This window comes from Thermodesulfovibrionia bacterium (assembly GCA_030646035.1).
In the GTDB taxonomy this organism is placed as follows: Bacteria; Nitrospirota; Thermodesulfovibrionia; order UBA6902; family UBA6902; genus JACQZG01.
Genome location: JAUSMY010000056.1, coordinates 236,639 through 253,417 on the forward strand (window position 1 = coordinate 236,639; position 16,779 = coordinate 253,417).

The window sequence follows — 16,779 nt, forward strand, 5'->3', positions numbered from 1 at the left end:
AAACGCATATTTATTATATCACCTTTATTATATGTAATAAAGAAATGACCTTCATTATGAGTATGTTAAAATAATCAGTCTGATATGGCTAATTTTCTAATCCAAACAATATTGAGCGATTCACCTTCTGTGCGCAACCGCTCGATCGATTCCTTATTGCAAGACCATGGCAGGGAGAAACTGCTTGCACTTGCAATGGAGCTTGAGTCATTCAGGAGAAATTCGGAAAACCTTTATCATAAGGTAAGAGCTTCACTCTTTCTGTTCTTCATATTCAGGTTCCGGCTCCTTGCAGGCCCTGATCTTTCACACAGCGGAAAGGCCCCTCTCGACGGGATTAAGGCTGCGGGCCAAAAAGATTTTGAGAGATCCATAAGTATTTTTCTGAATGAAATTGAGAAGGCAGATGGTCATAACGTAAACCTCTACAGTGCGATCGCAGAATCTTATCACAAATTATCATTTCAATATCTCTTTGGCCAAGTCAAACTTTCAATAAGCCGGTGCAGTGAAAATCATCATCTTTTTAATGTTCACGGTTTGAATGATTATCCATACACAGTCTCGCCTGGGCTTACTGTATTTGATCCCGTTACAGGTAATTATCCTGTCGGAGTTGATGCATCACCTATAAGGATCGACCCCTCGCATAGCGGCTGGTCAGACATATTCTTTCTCGGCATGGACTTTCCTGAGGGAGCAAGAGTAATTAATATCTCAGTTGACCTTAGGGTTCATGGCAGCGACAGCCCGATCCTGCCGCCGTGTGAGTGCTATTGCCGTTATATAGAAAAGCCTGTTATACGTCTTTCATCTATAGACCTGAAAACATCAAAGGATATCTCAACACTGAAGGAACTTTTTAATTTCAGCAACGATTACCTTTCACTTCTAAAAGCCGGAGTTGTCGCATCAGGCATTGTGCCGCCGTGTTTTGAGAAGAGTGAAATATCTCTTCCGGATATTCTTGCAAAGCTTCTCGGCAAGAAGGGAGGTCTAGAGATAGTAACAAGCGTTAACAATATTCCTAAAGGTTCCCGCCTTGCTGTCAGCACTACCCTGCTGGCAGCGATCATAACGCAGCTCATGCGGTTCAGCGGCCAGATAAAAAACCTTGAAGGCCCTCTTTCTGAAGAAGACAGAAGGATAGTTGCTTCAAGAGCGATACTTGGTGAGTGGCTTGGAGGTTCCGGCGGAGGCTGGCAGGATTCTGGAGGATTATGGCCGGGGATAAAGGTTATTACAGGCAGGCTTGCCGAATCAGGAAGCTCTGAATTTGGAGTCAGCAGAGGCTGCCTGCTTCCTGACTATACGCTCTTTACAAGGGATGAGATATCTCCTGTAGTAGAAGACAACATATTGCGGTCCATGGTTCTTGTTCACGGCGGGATATCACAGGATGTAGGTTCGATCCTCGAGATGGTCACTGAAAAGTATCTGCTTAAACATGACGAAGAGTGGGCTGCACGGGAAAAAGGCATCATGCTCTTTGACAGGATAGCAGATGCCTTAAAGTCAGGCAATATGAAAGAACTTGGCAGGCTTACTTCCCTGGATTGGGAAGAGGCGATACAGCCGATCATTCCCGGAGTTAACAACGCATTTACTGATGATCTTATTAAAAAGATGAAGGATGAATTTAAAGATGACTACTGGGGATTTCTTATGCTGGGAGGAATGTCAGGCGGCGGCATGGCCTTTATCGTTAACCCTGAGATTAATACGCAGTTCAAGAAAAGGATCAGTGTCATCATGCTGGAACTGAAAGATACATACAGATCATCATACCCCTTTATCATCGACCCTATAGTCTATGATTTTAATTTTAACCATGAGGGAATAACAGCAACACTTTTGAAAGGCAAAGATGCAATGATACCGAAGATACCTGAGCTGACAACTTATGATATAGATTCATCTAATGAGGAAGCTGTTGAATCAGAGATCGTGAAGAGATACGGTTTTGATAAGGTTTCCCATGAACACAATCGTTCGCTTCTGATAAATGGTGATATCAGCCTTGAGAAGAACAGAATGCCTGCATCTACAATTGTTGAAGATGTGGACAGTGATGAGATATTCCATGAAGAAGACGCGTTAAAGGAAAAGTCGTTTTGCGACATCGGCGCTAAAGCTTTAAGCAATGGCGAGGTTGCGGTTGTGACCTTTGCCGCAGGCATGGGCAGCCGCTGGTGCCATGGCGCGGCAGTGGCAAAACCAATAAACCCTTTTCTTAAAGTAGGAGACAGGTACAGAACCTTTCTTGAGGTACACCTGGCTAAAAGCAGAAAGACTGCTGAGCTGTTTGGAAAGAATATCCCTCATGTATTTACAACAAGTTACTTAACACATGATTCAATTGAGAGATATTTAATGAGGTTCGATCATTTCGGCTGTGAAAAAGATATTTACCTCTCACCCGGAAAAAGCATAGCAAGAAGGGTCTATCCTATGGTGAGGGATCTTCAGTTCATATGGGAGAAAAAGCACGGGCAAAGCACGGATGCTGAACATGCACAGCATGCATCCCTCATTGAGTGGACTAAGTCTAAAGGTGAAGGAAAAGATTACTCAGAGAATAAACCCATTTTAAGGTTTAACCCGCCCGGACACTGGTATGAGATACCAAACATGTTAAAAAACGGCACACTGGCTACCATACTAAAGGAACGCCCGGCCTTAAAATACATTTTAGCCACTAATATCGATACGTTAGGCGTTAGTGTCTCACCTGAATTATTAGGGCTTCATATCTCCAATAAATCCTGCGTCACATTTGAAGTGATACCAAGATATATAGAAGATAAAGGCGGCGGACTTGCCAGGGTGAATGGCAGGATACATCTGATCGAGGGGCTTGCTTTGCCGAGAGAGGATGACGAGTTCAGCCTTAGCTATTACAGCACACTAACAAACTGGATAACGATAGATTCACTTCTGGCGTTCTTCGGGCTTGACAGAGAGATAATACTGCGATCAGAAAATGATAAAACCAAATATGACCGGATCATAGAAGCTATCCATGATGTTGAGATGAGAACGCCTACATATGTAACTATCAAAAATGTAAAATACCTTTGGGGAAACGGGCAGGAAGATGTTTACCCTGTTGCTCAATTTGAAAAGCTTTGGGGAGATATAACAGGCATGAAAGGTTTAAGCGCTTCATACGTCGTAGTTTCAAGATACCGCGGCCAGCAGCTTAAAGAGCCGTCAGACCTGGACAGATGGATGAATGACGGATCATTTGAGCATCTGATGAATATCGCATCATTTTAAGGGGGATTTATGGACGGAAAGAAAGCAGCTATCATCAAAGGTGAGAACAGGAAAGAGAATATCAAACGATGCCTGACATTGATCCATGAAGATCTGAAGCCCATTAGTGAAGCCAAAAATATTCTTATCAAGCCCAACCTTGTAGCGCTTAAGCCTGATTTTGCAAACACACATGTCGAGACAATAGAGGCGGTTATTGAGTTTATAAGAGAAATCGCACATGAGACACCTATCACTGTAGGCGAGGCATCTGCCTCTGCATTTTACAACGGCATCCCCACTAAAGAGGTTTTTAAAGATTTTGATTACAATCGTTTGCCGGATAAATACAAAAATATAATTCTTACTGATTTTGATAATGACAAGGAATTCATCCACAGCACTATTCATTCTATCGTGGGCGACACACATTTAAGGATAACAAAGCGCGCTGATGATTATGATTACAAGATATCCCTTGCCATACCCAAGACTCATAACTTCGCCATAGGCACATTCGGCATAAAGAATATGGCAGGCCTTGTCATGAGGCAGGACATGGCGATGCTGCACGGCATGAAGGGAGGCGTAGAGGTTGACGCTCCAAAGACATTTCTTGATAAATTGCCGGCCGGCACCGTATCAAAGGCTCGCAGAACTCTGCCAAACTGGCTTATTAATTTTCTCTTCTCAAGTTATCCGGGTTACCGCAAGAGCGTAAAGATGATACACCACAACATCGCAGAGATGGCAAAGAAGGTATGGCCTGACCTCGTTGTTCTTGACGGATATGTTTGCATGGAAGGCGACGGCCCTGTGGACGGGACAGCTGTGAAGATGATGACCGCTATAGCATCAGCCGATGCTTTAAAGGCAGACGGAATTGGAGCGCGCCTGATAGGATTTGAACCGGAGGAGATAGGTTACCTTTATTATCTTCAGAAAGAGAATATGGGAGACTACTCATTGGACGGACTTCTCGGCGACAGCCTTGACCTTCTTAAGAGAAAGTTCAGGCCGCACGGCACATATGACATTCAATGCCAGTGGCGATAAATATGGAACGAGTTCCTGAAAAAGAGTTAATGGATGACGCTGAGCAGGCAAGGGCATATGCTGAGACTGATTTCTCTGAACCTCACGAAGCCTTTGTCTCCTATTTCAAAGAACGTTTCCCTGACTTTACTTCAGGTGAAGTGTTTGATATCGGCTGCGGCACAGGCGATGTGATCATCAGGTTTGCAAAGGCATTGCCTGACATCCACATTACAGGCATTGACGGCGCGGGAGAGATGCTTGAAATAGCCCAACGTGATATTAATAAGTGCGGCTATACAGAGCGGATCAAACTGTCAAACTGCCTGCTGCCTGACCCTACCCTGTTAAAGTACAAATTCGATGCTGTCATATCAAACAGCATACTGCACCATCTTGCCGATCCTCATGTATTGTGGAAGACAGTAAGAGAGTGCGCAAAAAAGAATGCACCAATATTTATCATGGATCTCTTCCGTCCCGTCTCTGCTGAGATTGCTGAAGCACTTGTGAGACAGCACGCTGCAGAAGCCTCACCGATACTGCAGAAGGATTTTTATAATTCTCTCCTTGCCGCATATACCCCTGACGAGATAAAGAGCCAGCTGAGACAAAACGGCTTAGGCGCGCTTACAGTTGAAACAGTGTCAGACCGCCATGTAATTATATGGGGTACTGTTTAAGAGAAATACTGTCAGTCATTATCTTCATGCTTATCGTGGCATTCTTTGCATGACGGAGCGTCTTTGCCGCCTTTCAAATCTGCACCGTGACACTCCTGACACTTGGAATCGCCATACTCTTCAACGTATTCACCATGAAGTTCTTCATCAACCCAGTTATCAGGATGCTTAACTGAAAGCTCCTGGCTTACCTTGTCATTAGAATTTTCATTATGTTTACTCTTGTTCTCGTTGCTGAAGGCAACCCCTGTTCCTAAAGCAAATACAAAGACTGAAATTAATATGATTGATAATCTTCTCATAATTCTCCTCTCTTACAATGTTTTTTAGTTTATTGTCATACTCTGATTTGATGATATTATTATACTGTACCTTGATGAAATGTTATATTATCTCTCATGAATATCTATAATGACAGCGATCTTCTTGAGACTGCGGTTAAGGCTTCCAGGATCGCAGGTGAATTTATTTTGCAGAATCTCGGGAAGCTTTCAGCAGGTGACATAGATACCAAGCAAAGATCTGACTTTGTCACCTATGTTGATAAAAAGTCTGAAAATCTAATTATAAAGATCATTAAGCAAAGCTATCCAGGCCATGGAATCCTTGCTGAAGAATCCATCAATGAAACTTCATCTTCAGAATACCGCTGGATCATCGACCCTCTTGACGGCACGACGAATTTCATTCACGGATTCCCTGTCTTTTCAGTCTCTATAGCACTTGAGCATAAGGGAGAGATGATCGCAGGTGTTGTTTATGACCCCTTGAGAAAGGAGAGTTTCACTGCATTAAAAGGTTATGGCGCTTACCTGAACTGCCAGCCGCTCAAGCAGCTCGAAACAACCGACCTCAGCCGCTCACTTATCTCAACAGGCTTCCCCTTTAAGCAAAGAGAACATATGGATAATTACCTGAATCTGTTCAAAAATATTATCAGCAAAGTAAGCGACATAAGAAGAGCCGGTTCAGCAGCCATTGACCTCTCATATCTTGCCGCCGGAAGGTGTGACGGATTTTTTGAGATTGGCCTGAGCCCGTGGGACATTGCGGCGGGAACGCTTCTGATAAAAGAGGCAGGAGGTATTGTCACAGATTTCAGCGGTGGTTCAGATTATCTCACCACCGGAAACATAGTCGCCGGCCCGCCTGCTATTCATAAGGAATTGTTGAAGGATGTTAAAAGTGTTTTTAAAGGTGTGATTGATAAATAAAACGCCTACGCCATAAACTTTGGAAAATCATCCTTAATTCAGATATAATTCCTGCATGTTCTTTCCACTGTTTTTTATATTCATAATCGTACCTATCATTGAGATCACGCTCTTGATCGAGGTAGGCTCAAGGATCGGAACTGCAAATACGATAGTTGTCTTATTGCTGACTGCTCTTATCGGCATTTACATGGTAAAGCTCGTGGGGCTTGGGGTGATGCGCAGGATGCAGCAGAATATGAATGAAGGCGTATCACCGGCAGAGGAGATGGTTAACGGGATGATGTTATTGTTAGCCGGTGTGCTCTTTATCATCCCGGGATTTTTTACGGATGCGGTAGGGCTTCTGATGGTCATACCTTTTTCAAGAAACATGATAAAGAAGATCGCAAGACGGATGATCGAGAAGAAGGTCTCATCCGGTGTTATTTATATAAACAGACTTTAACCCCTCCTAACCTCCCCTTAAACTAAGAGGAGGAACCCGGCAGACCGCCCGTTCTGATTTGATGATGCTATAATAATTCCCATGAACATTGTAACTGCTAAAGGGCTTACAAAAGATTACAACTCTCTGAGAGCGGTTGATAATATAGACTTCACTATCAGCAAGGGTGAGTGCTTTGGGTTTCTAGGGCCTAACGGCGCGGGCAAGACGACCGCCATGAGCATGATATGCTGCTTCATGCCTCCGACATCCGGCGAACTGAGTGTATTCGGGATCAGCACAACAAAAGACCCCAGCCTGATCAAATCAAAGATAGGCGTGATGCCGCAGGAAGACAACCTCGACCTTGAGCTTTCCGTGTATGAGAACCTGATCGTCTACGCAAGATATTTTGATATCGTCAGAAAAGAGGCATCAAGGCTTGCGTGGGAGCTGCTTGATTTTGTGGAGCTTAAGGACAAGGCTGATGTTAATATCAGGAACCTCTCAGGAGGAATGAAGCGCAAGCTTATTTTGGCAAGGTCTCTTATCAATACACCTGAGATGCTGATACTCGATGAACCCACAACAGGGCTTGACCCGCACACAAGGCATTATGTCTGGGACAAGCTCAGGCACATGAAGTCAAAGGATACTACACTGATACTGACTACGCACTATATGGAAGAGGCAGAGAACCTCTGCGACAGGGTTGCCATTATGGATGAAGGCAGGATAATCACGATCGATACGCCTTCAAGCCTTATGAATATCCACGGTGGAAATTTAGAAAATGCTTACCTGCAATTAACCGGGAAACACCTTAAGGATCAGGTCACATGAATATAAAAAGGGCATACAGGGTATTTCAGAGGAACTTTACCGTTTATACAAAGCGGTACAAATCCAGCCTTGTGCTTAATTTCTTTGAGCCCATAATCTATCTTGCGGCACTGGGATTAGGGCTTGGCGCTTATGTCAAAGAGATTAAGGGTGTTCCGTATATAAACTACCTTGCCCCCGGCCTGATAGCATCATCATCAATGTTCGCCGCTACATTTGAATGCACATACGGCACATACATCAGGATGACATTCCAGAAAACATTTGACGCCATACTCGTGACGCCTGTAAATATCTCTGACCTTGTCCTGGGCGAACTGTTATGGGGAGCTGCAAAAGGGACATTCTACGGCATAATCATAATGACGGTGCTATCTTTCATGGGACTGCTCGGGTCAGCATTGATAGTCACAACTATTCCGGCTATCTTTATCAGCAGTTTGATATTCGCTGAGATAGCCCTGATAGTTACTTCTATAGTGCCGGGCATAGATTCATTCAATTATTTCAACACACTGCTTATGACGCCGATGTTTCTCTTCTCAGGAATATTCTTTCCCATCGACAACATGCCTGCATTTGTCTCGAAGGTAGCATTCTTTTCACCGTTATACCATCTGGTGAATATATGCCGTTCTTTCTCCTCAGGCGAGATATCTCCGGTCATGCTTGATATGGCATGGCTTACTGTTCTTGCATTGATACTTCTGCCCTACCCATTCAGGCTTTTGCGCAAGAGGATAATAAAGTAGGCCTCTTCCTGCTGCGGCTACATCATTTTCTTGAACATCTTTATTTACCTGCCGAAAGGATAAGATCCTTAATGGTCTTGGAGCCGAGGGTGTTTCTTATTGAATCATCAAGCGACTCCATTACAATATTCACTTCCGGTATGGATGAAGCGCTCTTGACTGCAAGATGTATCTCACCTTTTGAACTTCTTACAACAGATACAATTTCATACAGGGATATAGTATCAATCTCCTTTGCCGGAATATAAGCAGGCGGGTACTCGTTTGTTTCAATGAGAAGGCCGTTATCTTTAAGAAGTGTGACCATCTTATCTATAGTCTCTTCCGGAAGGCGCAAATAATTTATTAGTGAATGGATCGTCAAATGCTCTTTGTTATGGTGATAGTTGTAACAGATCAGAAAGGTTATTATCAAAGCGAGCCTTTCTTTCAGGCTGTTACTGAGGTATAAGACCTTATCCTTTAATCCGATGAGTTCGGGATGCTGATGAAGAAAGGCTATCTGGGCCCCTGCCAAAATAATAAGCCAGTTGAGGTAGAGCCAGATCATGAACATTAAAAGTATCGCAAACCCTGAGTAAATTGCAGAGTACTTAGTTGAGGAGACCGTAAAGGCTGCGAATCCCCACCCTGTTGTTTCCCATAAGATACCCGCAAATATCCCTCCTATAAGTGCGGATTTAAATTTTACTTTAGTATTAGGTATGAATAAATAAAAGAACGTGAATGCCCCGCATACAAGCACATAAGGCAATAATTGGGCAATTACATAAAATAATGACCCGAAAGGTTCAATATTGGTTATCTTACGGACGATAGTATTGCTCGTGAAAGATGCGGTTATCCCGATAGCTGAAAACATCAGTAGAGGCCCGACAAGCAATATGCTGATATAGTCACTGAACTTTCTGGCAAAACTTCTGGATCTCTTTATCCTCCATATCGCATTAAAGGCTCCCTCGAACTTCTGGATCACTGATATTACAGTGTACACCAGCAAAGCCATACCAAGAGAACCGAGCACTCCAACCTTCATATTATCGACAAAACTGATTATATGGCTGGTGATCTCTGCCCCTTTCTCACCAAAGGGAGCAAGAAACTTTCTCAGAAAGGGTTCCATTACCTGATTGTGCAGTCCGAAGCCTTTAAGGATCGATAAACTTACGGCGAGTAAAGGAACCATGGCAAGAAGTGTCGTGTATACAAGCCCCATTGCCCTGAGCGTAAGCTGGCCTTCAGTGACCTCACGGAATACTACAATAAAGAGCCTGACAGACCAGACCGCCAATGCTTTGAAACGGCTTAGGGAAGATGTGTCGATCTCCCATAAGCCTGTCTTTATGAAGTCTGTGATATTTTTTCTGTTATATGCCATGTGTCTTAATTTTATCACACAAAAAAGAGACCGGATAATTTTTATATTACCCGGTCTCTATGATGAAGCATTTTACGTTTAAAGCCTATATCATGTTTCCTTCAATATTATTAAATCGTTCAACAAAAACATCCTTGATAAAACCGCTGAGATATTTGTTTCTGCCGGGGTGTCTCAGTTTTTTCAGGGCTGATACCTCTATCTGCCTGACCCGTTCCCGCGTAACATTAAATGCCTCTCCAACCTCCTCAAGGGTTAATGAACCATCGCTTTCCAATCCGAAACGTTTCTTAAGGATCTCTGACTCTCTGTAAGAAAGTGTACCAAGCGCCTTTCTCATCTGAACTTTCAACTCATCATTAAGAACCAGTTCCAGAGGCGAGTGGGCTGACTTATCTTCTATGAAATCACCCAAAAGGCTGTCTTCTTCCTTACCCATCGGCGTCTCAAGTGAAACAGGTTCCTTGCATATCTTTAATATCGTCCTTATCTTGCCCAGAGGAAGATCCATTGCCTTGGCAAGCTCTTCAGCATGAGGCTCCCTGCCGAGTTCCTGAACAAGGTTTTTTGATACCCTTGCAAGTTTATTCATCGACTCTATCATATGAACAGGTATCCTGATAGTCCTTGACTGATCTGCGAGCGCCCTTGTTATGGACTGCCTGATCCACCAGGTTGCATATGTGCTGAATTTATAGCCTCTCTTATAGTCAAATCTTGTTACTGCCTTCATCAGGCCGATGTTCCCCTCCTGCATCAGGTCGGAAAGATTGAGACCCTTACAGATATATTTTTTAGCTATGCTTACAACAAGCCTTAAATTTGCCTCTATCAGAATGTTATTGGCCTTACTAACCTCAGCCTCCCCTTCGTTTATTTGAACAAGCGAGTTCATGATCCCAGTCTTATTCATTCCAAGGCTGAACTCGATCTCCAATAGCTTAGCCTTATCATCTTTAGAGGGCTTCTCACTGCGGGATATCTTGTTGTACATCTCTGCAAATGCCCTGAAATCCAGGACTATCTTTTCAGTGAAAGCGTGATTGAGGTTCAGCTCTGATAATTTTTTTATTATTATGTTTTTAGATTCTTCAAGTTTTGATCTTATCAATTTAGTCTCAACCGATTTAATCTTTTTATTATGAAGCTCATTGAAAAGGATCATCCTTCTGCTGTTGAGCCTTTCAATAGACCTTACATCTTTAAGGAATAGTTCAGCAGCCTTTTTCTCTTTTGACTCCGAAAGGTCTTCACTGTTGGCAAGAATATCAGTGATTGATAAATTGTTCTTTTTAAGTTCCTTGGCTGAGGTCAATACCCTTCCGACTGCAAAAGGTGTTGAGAATATCACCTTGAATATCTTCTCCTTTCCAGCCTCAGCTCTTTTAGCTACATCTACCTCTCCTTTCCTTGTAAGTAAAGGGAATGCGCCCATCTCTTTAAGGTATATCTCTATCGGGTTGTCTGTTGTCTGCTCATCCCTGGTTACGATCTCTTTAGGTTCTTCAAAAAACAATTCAACATCATTTTCGTTTACAATGACATCTTCGTACTCACCTTCAACAACATCAAGCCCTCCAAACAGATTTCTCATTATTAATCCTCCGAAAATAAATTTAATATATTTCTAAGTTATGTGTTATAACGGTTAAATATCTCTTTTCTGACAGGGCAGTTACAGATATAGGAGCAGCCGAATGAGAGCCTGTAATAGCAGAAACCGGACTTGCAGGCAGGCTTAATAAAAAGAACCATGCCGTTGGAACTATCCTCAACCTCACAAAGGCAATCTCCTTTTCCTGATAAACAGGAAAAACCCATTTTACAATTGCTTGTATCTTTTAAGACATCCTCACTGACTTTAAGCTGCATATCCTCCTCCTCTTAACCTGCTGCAACTGACAACATTAAATTACGCATCAGAACTCTATAAAAAGCAAGAAAGATGCCCAAATAGAAAATATTGATTTTATACTGAAATATCAATGGATTAGAATCGACTTGTAAGATTGTGGAAATAGACTGCAGATGAGACAGAATATTATTTTTTACGGTTGTTCAGGTTTATCTTACTGGAAACAAAAGAGATTATCTAATTGCAAAAAATGTCTCAGGAGCAAAAAATGTCTATATCCATTATCATGATGGCTGTTTCTTTCTGATAATGCGTTTATTAAGAGCCTGACGGGTTATCCCCAGGAGAGATGCCGCGACCCCCTGATTTCCGCTTGAGCGTTTAAGTGCTTCTGAAACAAGAAAATCATTTACATCCTGCAGGGTCGGGAAGCGTCCTGATATTTCAATGGCGGATCTGGATATGTCTAACGGCACCATCAATTCATTTTTTGAAAGCGAGGCATTATTCTTCAGGTGATCTCTAAAGCTGTCCATAAAGAGTGTCCCAGTCCCATGCTGCGACACTGCATCAAAGACCATAGCCTGCAGTTCCCGTATATTGCCGGGGTAATAAAAGTTAGAAAGCAGGGGGACAAGCTCAATCGGGACTGAAGGTGTCTTCTTGTGTAAAGATTCTGAGGCATCACTTAAAAAATGACCTAGCAGCATCGGTATGTCTTCAATGCGTTCACGGAGCGGCGGGATATGTATCAGATGCGCACTGAGCCTGTAATAAAGATCTTTACGAAACTTGCCGCCAATGGTTTCATTGCCGATGTCCTTATTTGTAGTTGCAATGACGCGGGCGTTGCTCTTCTCAGAAATATCAGACCCGAGAGGATAATATGTACCCTCTTCAAGAAGGCGCAAGAGCTTTACCTGTGACAATTCGTTGAGATCCCCTATTTCATCAAGAAGAAGTGTCCCGTCTGAAGCCTTGACGATAAGCCCCTTCCTTTCTCTATCAGCGCCGGTATATGCCCCTTTTTTGTGCCCGAACAGCGTATCAGAAAACATAGTATCATCAAGCCCGGCAACATTCACAGCGATAAAAGGGCCTTTAACCTTGCTGACATTATGTACAGCCTTTGCAAACAGTTCCTTGCCAACCCCGGTCTCGCCTGTTATACATACAGGTTTTCTGGATCTGGCAATAGCCTCAATATAATTAAAGATCGACCTCATCTTTTTGTTCTTTGTGATTATCCCGGAAAAAGCATCCTCATTTTCAAGTTCATCTGTCAGTATGCTCTTACTTAGATAAGATATCTCATTGCGCAGATTGTACAATTCGATCGCCTTATTAATACTGGAGAAAAAACGGCTCTTTTCAACAGGCTTCACAAGATAATCCATTGCGCCTAACCTTATGCACTCAACCGCCTTTTCAATCTCATTGGTTGCAGTCATAATTATCACGGAGATATGTGGGAAATCGTATCTGATCTTGGACAAAAGTTCCGTGCCGGATAAATGCGGCATTGAAAGGTCAAGCACTATAACAGATATGTTCTCTTTTTGGAGCATAGACATAACGTCACGGCTGTCTTTGAGAGTTACCGTCTCAATGCCGGATGTACGCAGCAAAAGGCTGTGGCTCAGAAGTATCTGAGGTTCGTCGTCTACCAGAAGCACTTTAGTTTTTTCTGTATTCATTATTGACTATTGGGAGATAAATGGTAACAGTCGTTCCCTTCTCTTCTATGGATTCAAACTTCATGCTGCCTTTGTGATCATTGATAATAGCATATGAAATATAAAGGCCGAGCCCGGTGCCGCCGGTGTCGATCTTTGTTGTGAAGAAGGGTTCAGTGATGCGGTCCATGATATCAGGCGGAATGCCTGCGCCCTCATCTTTTATAGTTACGATAATGACATTGTCTTTTTGATTATGAAGCGTGGATACACGCACACCGCATTCCTTCTCCGTCAAAGACTGGAGAGCATTAGAAAGAAGGTTTATAATTACCTGCTCAAAATTCTGTCTGTTGCCTTTTATCAAAGGCAGATTCTTCATATAGTGTGTGCTGAAATGAATGGTATGTTTCTTAATCTGCGGGCCGAGTATCAATACAGAACTTCTGATAACCTCGTTAATATCAACATCCTCATCAAGATTTGATTTATCAGGCTTTGAAAAGTCCTTTAGGTTGTCAACTATTGACTTGATCCTGCCTGCCCCCTCAGTGATGCCTTTCAGCAGTTGGGGCATTGCATTTCGAAGCTCGGAGTAAGGAAGCCCTCCAAGAGAAAGCTCTTTATCGTTTTTATAATGAGCAGAAAGCAGGCTGCTGACATCTTTCCAGATCATGGATAGCAATTCAGCATTTGTCATTATAAATGCGTTAGGGTTATTGATCTCATGGGCAACTCCGGAAACAAGCGTGCCGAGTGCTGTCATCTTGTTGGTATGAAGCAGTTTTGCCTGCATAAACTTTTGCTCTTCATCCATCCTGACTTTTTCAGTAATATCGGTTATTGAACCGACCCATTTGACAGCCTTGCCATCTTCAAAACCAACCGCCCTTCCCCTCTCTTCCCATACACGATAAGTCCCGTCCTTGCATATAATGCTGTATTGTGCAGAAAAATCATTCTGGGTTTTTATTGCTTTTTCAAAAGATGCGGCAATCCTTTCGCGGTCTTTGGGATGTATGTTCTCCATATGGCCTGAAATAGTGCGCGGAAACTCATCCGGGCCATAACCAAGCAGTCCATCGACATCCCCAAACCAGTACAATACATCATACCTTGTATCTGCTTCCCATATAAGGTCTGTTGTTGAATCTGTAATTGCGCGCAGCCGTTTTTCATTATCGATCAGCGACTCCTCAGCCTTTTTCCTTTCCGTTATATCAACAACAGCTACAAGAACTTTAGAAAGCGTCTTTTCTGAACCTGACTGCACAGACCATTTTATGGAAATATGGTTCTTCCTGCCCTTAAGATCTTGAGTTATGCCCTCAGCTTCAAGTTCAAAGTTGTCTTCAGCAGCAGCAATAAGCTCAAGCCTGAAAAGTTCATAAGTCTCCTCACAAAAAACCCTGTGCAGATTTTCCAGAAACTCCTTTTTACTTTTTGCTTTGTAGATCTCAAGCGTTATTGTGTTTACATCGGTTACCTTAAGCAGTGTCGCGCAGTGCCTGACCTCATCAGGATGGCTGTAAAAATAATCCCTAAAATCATTTATACCTGCCCTCTTTAATTTATTAATATATTCCTTGATCTCAGAGAAGTCTTTTTCCCAGAGAGATGTCGGTGAATCCTCAAAAAATCTCCGATAACGTTTTTCGCTCTCCTTCAGTTCGTGCGCAAGCTGAAGACGCTCATTCATCTCATCCAATAATTGCTCATTGGTTTTCTGCAATTCCGTTGTCCGTTCCCTGACCCTCTCCTCCAGCATATCATGTGCGTTTTTAAGGGCCTGCTCAGAAGCCTTACGGTAAGAAATATCCCTTACAATATGGGAAACCCCGACAATCTCGTTTTCCTTATTAAACCTGGGCATGGCCCTGACCTCTAAGTGCTTATCAAATGCCGGCTCATACATCTCAAAAGTGGTAGGCTTACCGGTAGTGATACATTCACAGCTCGCGCATTTTTCAGGCGGAGATGATGTGCGATGATAATACTGATAACATTTAAGCTGTTTACCGGGGGCTGAATTTGGCAAATGCAGCGTATTAAGCGCGGCCTGGTTTGCCTGAATTATATTAAAATTTTTGTCATGGATAGTGATCATATCGGTTATGTTATTAAATGTTTCCTCCCACTCCGTCCTTGACTGAAACAGTTCATTCTCAATCTGCTTTCTTTGGGTTATGTCACGAATAGTGCTGAGCAATACCTCTTTGCCCTTGAAGATGGTCAGGACTGAATTCACCTCAACAGGCATGGCTGTGCCGTCCTTTCTCAGGTGGGCAGACTCAAATATGGCTTTGCCTCGTTTTGTGATCTCATCAAAGCGTTCAGACACCCTTGAGGCAAACTCTGGCGAGTCAAGTGCAGAGATATGCATTGAAAGCATCTCTTCCTTTGTATAACCCAGCCGTTTAAAAGCGATGGAGTTGACATCAATAAAGTTCCCTTTCAGATCAAGAACAAAGACAGCATCATTAACAGATTCAAACAGGTTTCTGAGGTCATTTTCAGATCTGGTCAATTCTAAAACTGCTTCGTCAAGCATCCTTTCCCTCTGAACATTTTCAGTAATTTCTCTGACCATCTCAATACCCGCTATTATCTTCCCGGATGAATCTTTCAAGGGAGACGCCATGATTTCATAGTGTATCTCCCCATCTTCGGTTATTCTGGATTGTTTCGCAGTATGGATCTTGCCATCATTAAAAGCCATTTCAAGATGGCAGTTTTCACAAACTTTATCCTGCTTCTGATATGCCTTATAGCAATATTCACCAAAATGATCTCCAACAATGTCAATATGCGCCTTATTCTGGTACATGACCTTGAAATCAAGGTTCTGCATGCTTACAGCTTCACCCATTCCGGCAAGAATACTTTCCGTCTTGGCCTTTTCATCTTCGAGTTTTGCGGTACGCTCTTTGACCTCTGACTCAAGGTTGTCGCGGTATTTCATAAGCTCATTTACTGCGCGCTCACGTTCTGCCATGCTCCTTCTTGCCTTGAAAGAACTGAACATGACCGTGCCAAAAAGAAGCAATGACACAATTGACATCGCTTTAGTTATATCTGATATGATCTTATCAAAGGCCGCCTTGCTTGTAGAATTATCAAGATAGGTTTCGAAAATAATAACAGCCTTTCCATCTTTCATTACAGGTATATAAGTTTCAAAAACATCGATAGGTATAATATTGCCGTCAAGAGATTTCGTATCCTTCTTTGCCTCTTTTGAATAAATATTACCTTTAAGGACGATATCGTAAAAGTACGGGTGTTTATTGATATCGCCTATCTCCCCCTTGTCAGTTGAGTATGCAAGCCTGCCGTCAGGTGTAAAGACTTTTATCTTAAAAAGGTTAAAGTTCTTCCTGGCATTATCTATCTCTTTAACAAAATCATCAGAGGAAGTATAGTTTATAGACAAGTTGTTAATGTCGAAGATCCCGGCGATGTGATTGGATATGTGTACAGAATGCTCTTCTGTTTCCTTCATATGGTATCTGGAAAAAGCAGGATAGACATATAGTTCGGTAAATATCGGCAGGGATACAACCGCGACTATCGATAAAAGCATAATGTAGACAAGAAACTTATTGGCTTTCATATGATCAATTAAGACAAAGGCAAGAGTTTAAATATTATCCATTAA

Annotated in this window: 13 protein-coding genes; 7 read left to right on the forward strand and 6 right to left on the reverse strand. The window is 42.6% G+C overall.

Annotated elements, in window-relative coordinates; translation table 11 throughout:
• Nucleotides 1-84: 84 nt before the first annotated feature.
• The 3 genes from Q7U10_09900 to Q7U10_09910 are packed head-to-tail and all read left to right on the forward strand — an operon-like array spanning nucleotide 85 to nucleotide 4,976.
• The gene (locus tag Q7U10_09900; GenBank protein ID MDO8282913.1) at nucleotides 85-3,279 is read left to right on the forward strand and encodes a UTP--glucose-1-phosphate uridylyltransferase; all 3,195 of its coding nucleotides are present in this window, start codon (nucleotides 85-87) and stop codon (nucleotides 3,277-3,279) included.
• 9 nt (nucleotides 3,280-3,288) lie between these two features.
• Complete coding sequence (locus Q7U10_09905) at nucleotides 3,289-4,314, forward strand: DUF362 domain-containing protein (GenBank protein MDO8282914.1); 1,026 nt, start codon at nucleotides 3,289-3,291, stop codon at nucleotides 4,312-4,314.
• A gap of 2 nt (nucleotides 4,315-4,316) precedes the next feature.
• Nucleotides 4,317-4,976 carry a class I SAM-dependent methyltransferase gene (locus Q7U10_09910; protein ID MDO8282915.1) on the forward strand — a complete coding sequence of 220 codons (660 nt, stop codon included), beginning with the start codon at nucleotides 4,317-4,319 and terminating at the stop codon, nucleotides 4,974-4,976.
• A gap of 11 nt (nucleotides 4,977-4,987) precedes the next feature.
• Here the strand turns inward: Q7U10_09910 and Q7U10_09915 are convergent, their stop codons facing one another.
• Nucleotides 4,988-5,278, reverse strand: a complete 291-nt coding sequence (locus tag Q7U10_09915; GenBank protein MDO8282916.1) for a hypothetical protein — start codon at nucleotides 5,276-5,278, stop codon at nucleotides 4,988-4,990.
• Nucleotides 5,279-5,374: 96 nt separating this feature from the next.
• On the opposite strand from Q7U10_09915, the gene Q7U10_09920 reads away from it, so the two are divergent.
• The 4 genes from Q7U10_09920 to Q7U10_09935 all read left to right on the forward strand — a co-directional run bounded on the left by Q7U10_09920 (nucleotide 5,375) and on the right by Q7U10_09935 (nucleotide 8,212).
• Nucleotides 5,375-6,190 carry an inositol monophosphatase family protein gene (locus tag Q7U10_09920; GenBank protein ID MDO8282917.1) on the forward strand — a complete coding sequence of 272 codons (816 nt, stop codon included), beginning with the start codon at nucleotides 5,375-5,377 and terminating at the stop codon, nucleotides 6,188-6,190.
• A gap of 55 nt (nucleotides 6,191-6,245) precedes the next feature.
• A complete protein-coding gene (locus Q7U10_09925; protein MDO8282918.1) occupies nucleotides 6,246-6,638 on the forward strand; it encodes an FxsA family protein in 393 nt (130 codons plus the stop codon).
• Between the two features lie 81 nt (nucleotides 6,639-6,719).
• On the forward strand, nucleotides 6,720-7,460 hold the full coding sequence (locus tag Q7U10_09930; GenBank protein MDO8282919.1) for an ATP-binding cassette domain-containing protein: 741 nt from the start codon (nucleotides 6,720-6,722) through the stop codon (nucleotides 7,458-7,460).
• Nucleotides 7,457-8,212 carry an ABC transporter permease gene (locus Q7U10_09935; protein MDO8282920.1) on the forward strand — a complete coding sequence of 252 codons (756 nt, stop codon included), beginning with the start codon at nucleotides 7,457-7,459 and terminating at the stop codon, nucleotides 8,210-8,212. Before Q7U10_09930 ends, Q7U10_09935 begins: the two co-directional genes overlap by 4 nt.
• 40 nt (nucleotides 8,213-8,252) lie before the next feature.
• Here Q7U10_09935 and Q7U10_09940 read toward each other — a convergent pair whose 3' ends face one another.
• From Q7U10_09940 to Q7U10_09960, 5 genes are all read right to left on the reverse strand, one after another.
• Complete coding sequence (locus tag Q7U10_09940) at nucleotides 8,253-9,590, reverse strand: YihY/virulence factor BrkB family protein (GenBank protein ID MDO8282921.1); 1,338 nt, start codon at nucleotides 9,588-9,590, stop codon at nucleotides 8,253-8,255.
• An 85-nt stretch (nucleotides 9,591-9,675) separates the two neighbouring features.
• On the reverse strand, nucleotides 9,676-11,184 hold the full coding sequence (locus Q7U10_09945) for a sigma-70 family RNA polymerase sigma factor (GenBank protein ID MDO8282922.1): 1,509 nt from the start codon (nucleotides 11,182-11,184) through the stop codon (nucleotides 9,676-9,678).
• A gap of 38 nt (nucleotides 11,185-11,222) precedes the next feature.
• Nucleotides 11,223-11,462 carry a hypothetical protein gene (locus tag Q7U10_09950; protein MDO8282923.1) on the reverse strand — a complete coding sequence of 80 codons (240 nt, stop codon included), beginning with the start codon at nucleotides 11,460-11,462 and terminating at the stop codon, nucleotides 11,223-11,225.
• Nucleotides 11,463-11,729: 267 nt separating this feature from the next.
• The gene (locus tag Q7U10_09955; protein ID MDO8282924.1) at nucleotides 11,730-13,142 is read right to left on the reverse strand and encodes a sigma-54 dependent transcriptional regulator; all 1,413 of its coding nucleotides are present in this window, start codon (nucleotides 13,140-13,142) and stop codon (nucleotides 11,730-11,732) included.
• A complete protein-coding gene (locus Q7U10_09960) occupies nucleotides 13,123-16,734 on the reverse strand; it encodes a PAS domain S-box protein (protein ID MDO8282925.1) in 3,612 nt (1,203 codons plus the stop codon). Before Q7U10_09960 ends, Q7U10_09955 begins: the two co-directional genes overlap by 20 nt.
• Nucleotides 16,735-16,779 lie beyond the last annotated feature (45 nt).

What these genes read in the sequence shown, in the direction of transcription:
- Q7U10_09900 (MDO8282913.1), top strand. Translation starts at nt 85, where the DNA reads ATGGCTAATTTTCTAATCCAAACAATATTGAGCGATTCACCTTCTGTG.
- Q7U10_09905 (MDO8282914.1), top strand. Translation starts at nt 3,289, where the DNA reads ATGGACGGAAAGAAAGCAGCTATCATCAAAGGTGAGAACAGGAAAGAG.
- Q7U10_09910 (MDO8282915.1), top strand. Translation starts at nt 4,317, where the DNA reads ATGGAACGAGTTCCTGAAAAAGAGTTAATGGATGACGCTGAGCAGGCA.
- Q7U10_09915 (MDO8282916.1), bottom strand. Translation starts at nt 5,278, where the DNA reads ATGAGAAGATTATCAATCATATTAATTTCAGTCTTTGTATTTGCTTTA.
- Q7U10_09920 (MDO8282917.1), top strand. Translation starts at nt 5,375, where the DNA reads ATGAATATCTATAATGACAGCGATCTTCTTGAGACTGCGGTTAAGGCT.
- Q7U10_09925 (MDO8282918.1), top strand. Translation starts at nt 6,246, where the DNA reads ATGTTCTTTCCACTGTTTTTTATATTCATAATCGTACCTATCATTGAG.
- Q7U10_09930 (MDO8282919.1), top strand. Translation starts at nt 6,720, where the DNA reads ATGAACATTGTAACTGCTAAAGGGCTTACAAAAGATTACAACTCTCTG.
- Q7U10_09935 (MDO8282920.1), top strand. Translation starts at nt 7,457, where the DNA reads ATGAATATAAAAAGGGCATACAGGGTATTTCAGAGGAACTTTACCGTT.
- Q7U10_09940 (MDO8282921.1), bottom strand. Translation starts at nt 9,590, where the DNA reads ATGGCATATAACAGAAAAAATATCACAGACTTCATAAAGACAGGCTTA.
- Q7U10_09945 (MDO8282922.1), bottom strand. Translation starts at nt 11,184, where the DNA reads ATGAGAAATCTGTTTGGAGGGCTTGATGTTGTTGAAGGTGAGTACGAA.
- Q7U10_09950 (MDO8282923.1), bottom strand. Translation starts at nt 11,462, where the DNA reads ATGCAGCTTAAAGTCAGTGAGGATGTCTTAAAAGATACAAGCAATTGT.
- Q7U10_09955 (MDO8282924.1), bottom strand. Translation starts at nt 13,142, where the DNA reads ATGAATACAGAAAAAACTAAAGTGCTTCTGGTAGACGACGAACCTCAG.
- Q7U10_09960 (MDO8282925.1), bottom strand. Translation starts at nt 16,734, where the DNA reads ATGAAAGCCAATAAGTTTCTTGTCTACATTATGCTTTTATCGATAGTC.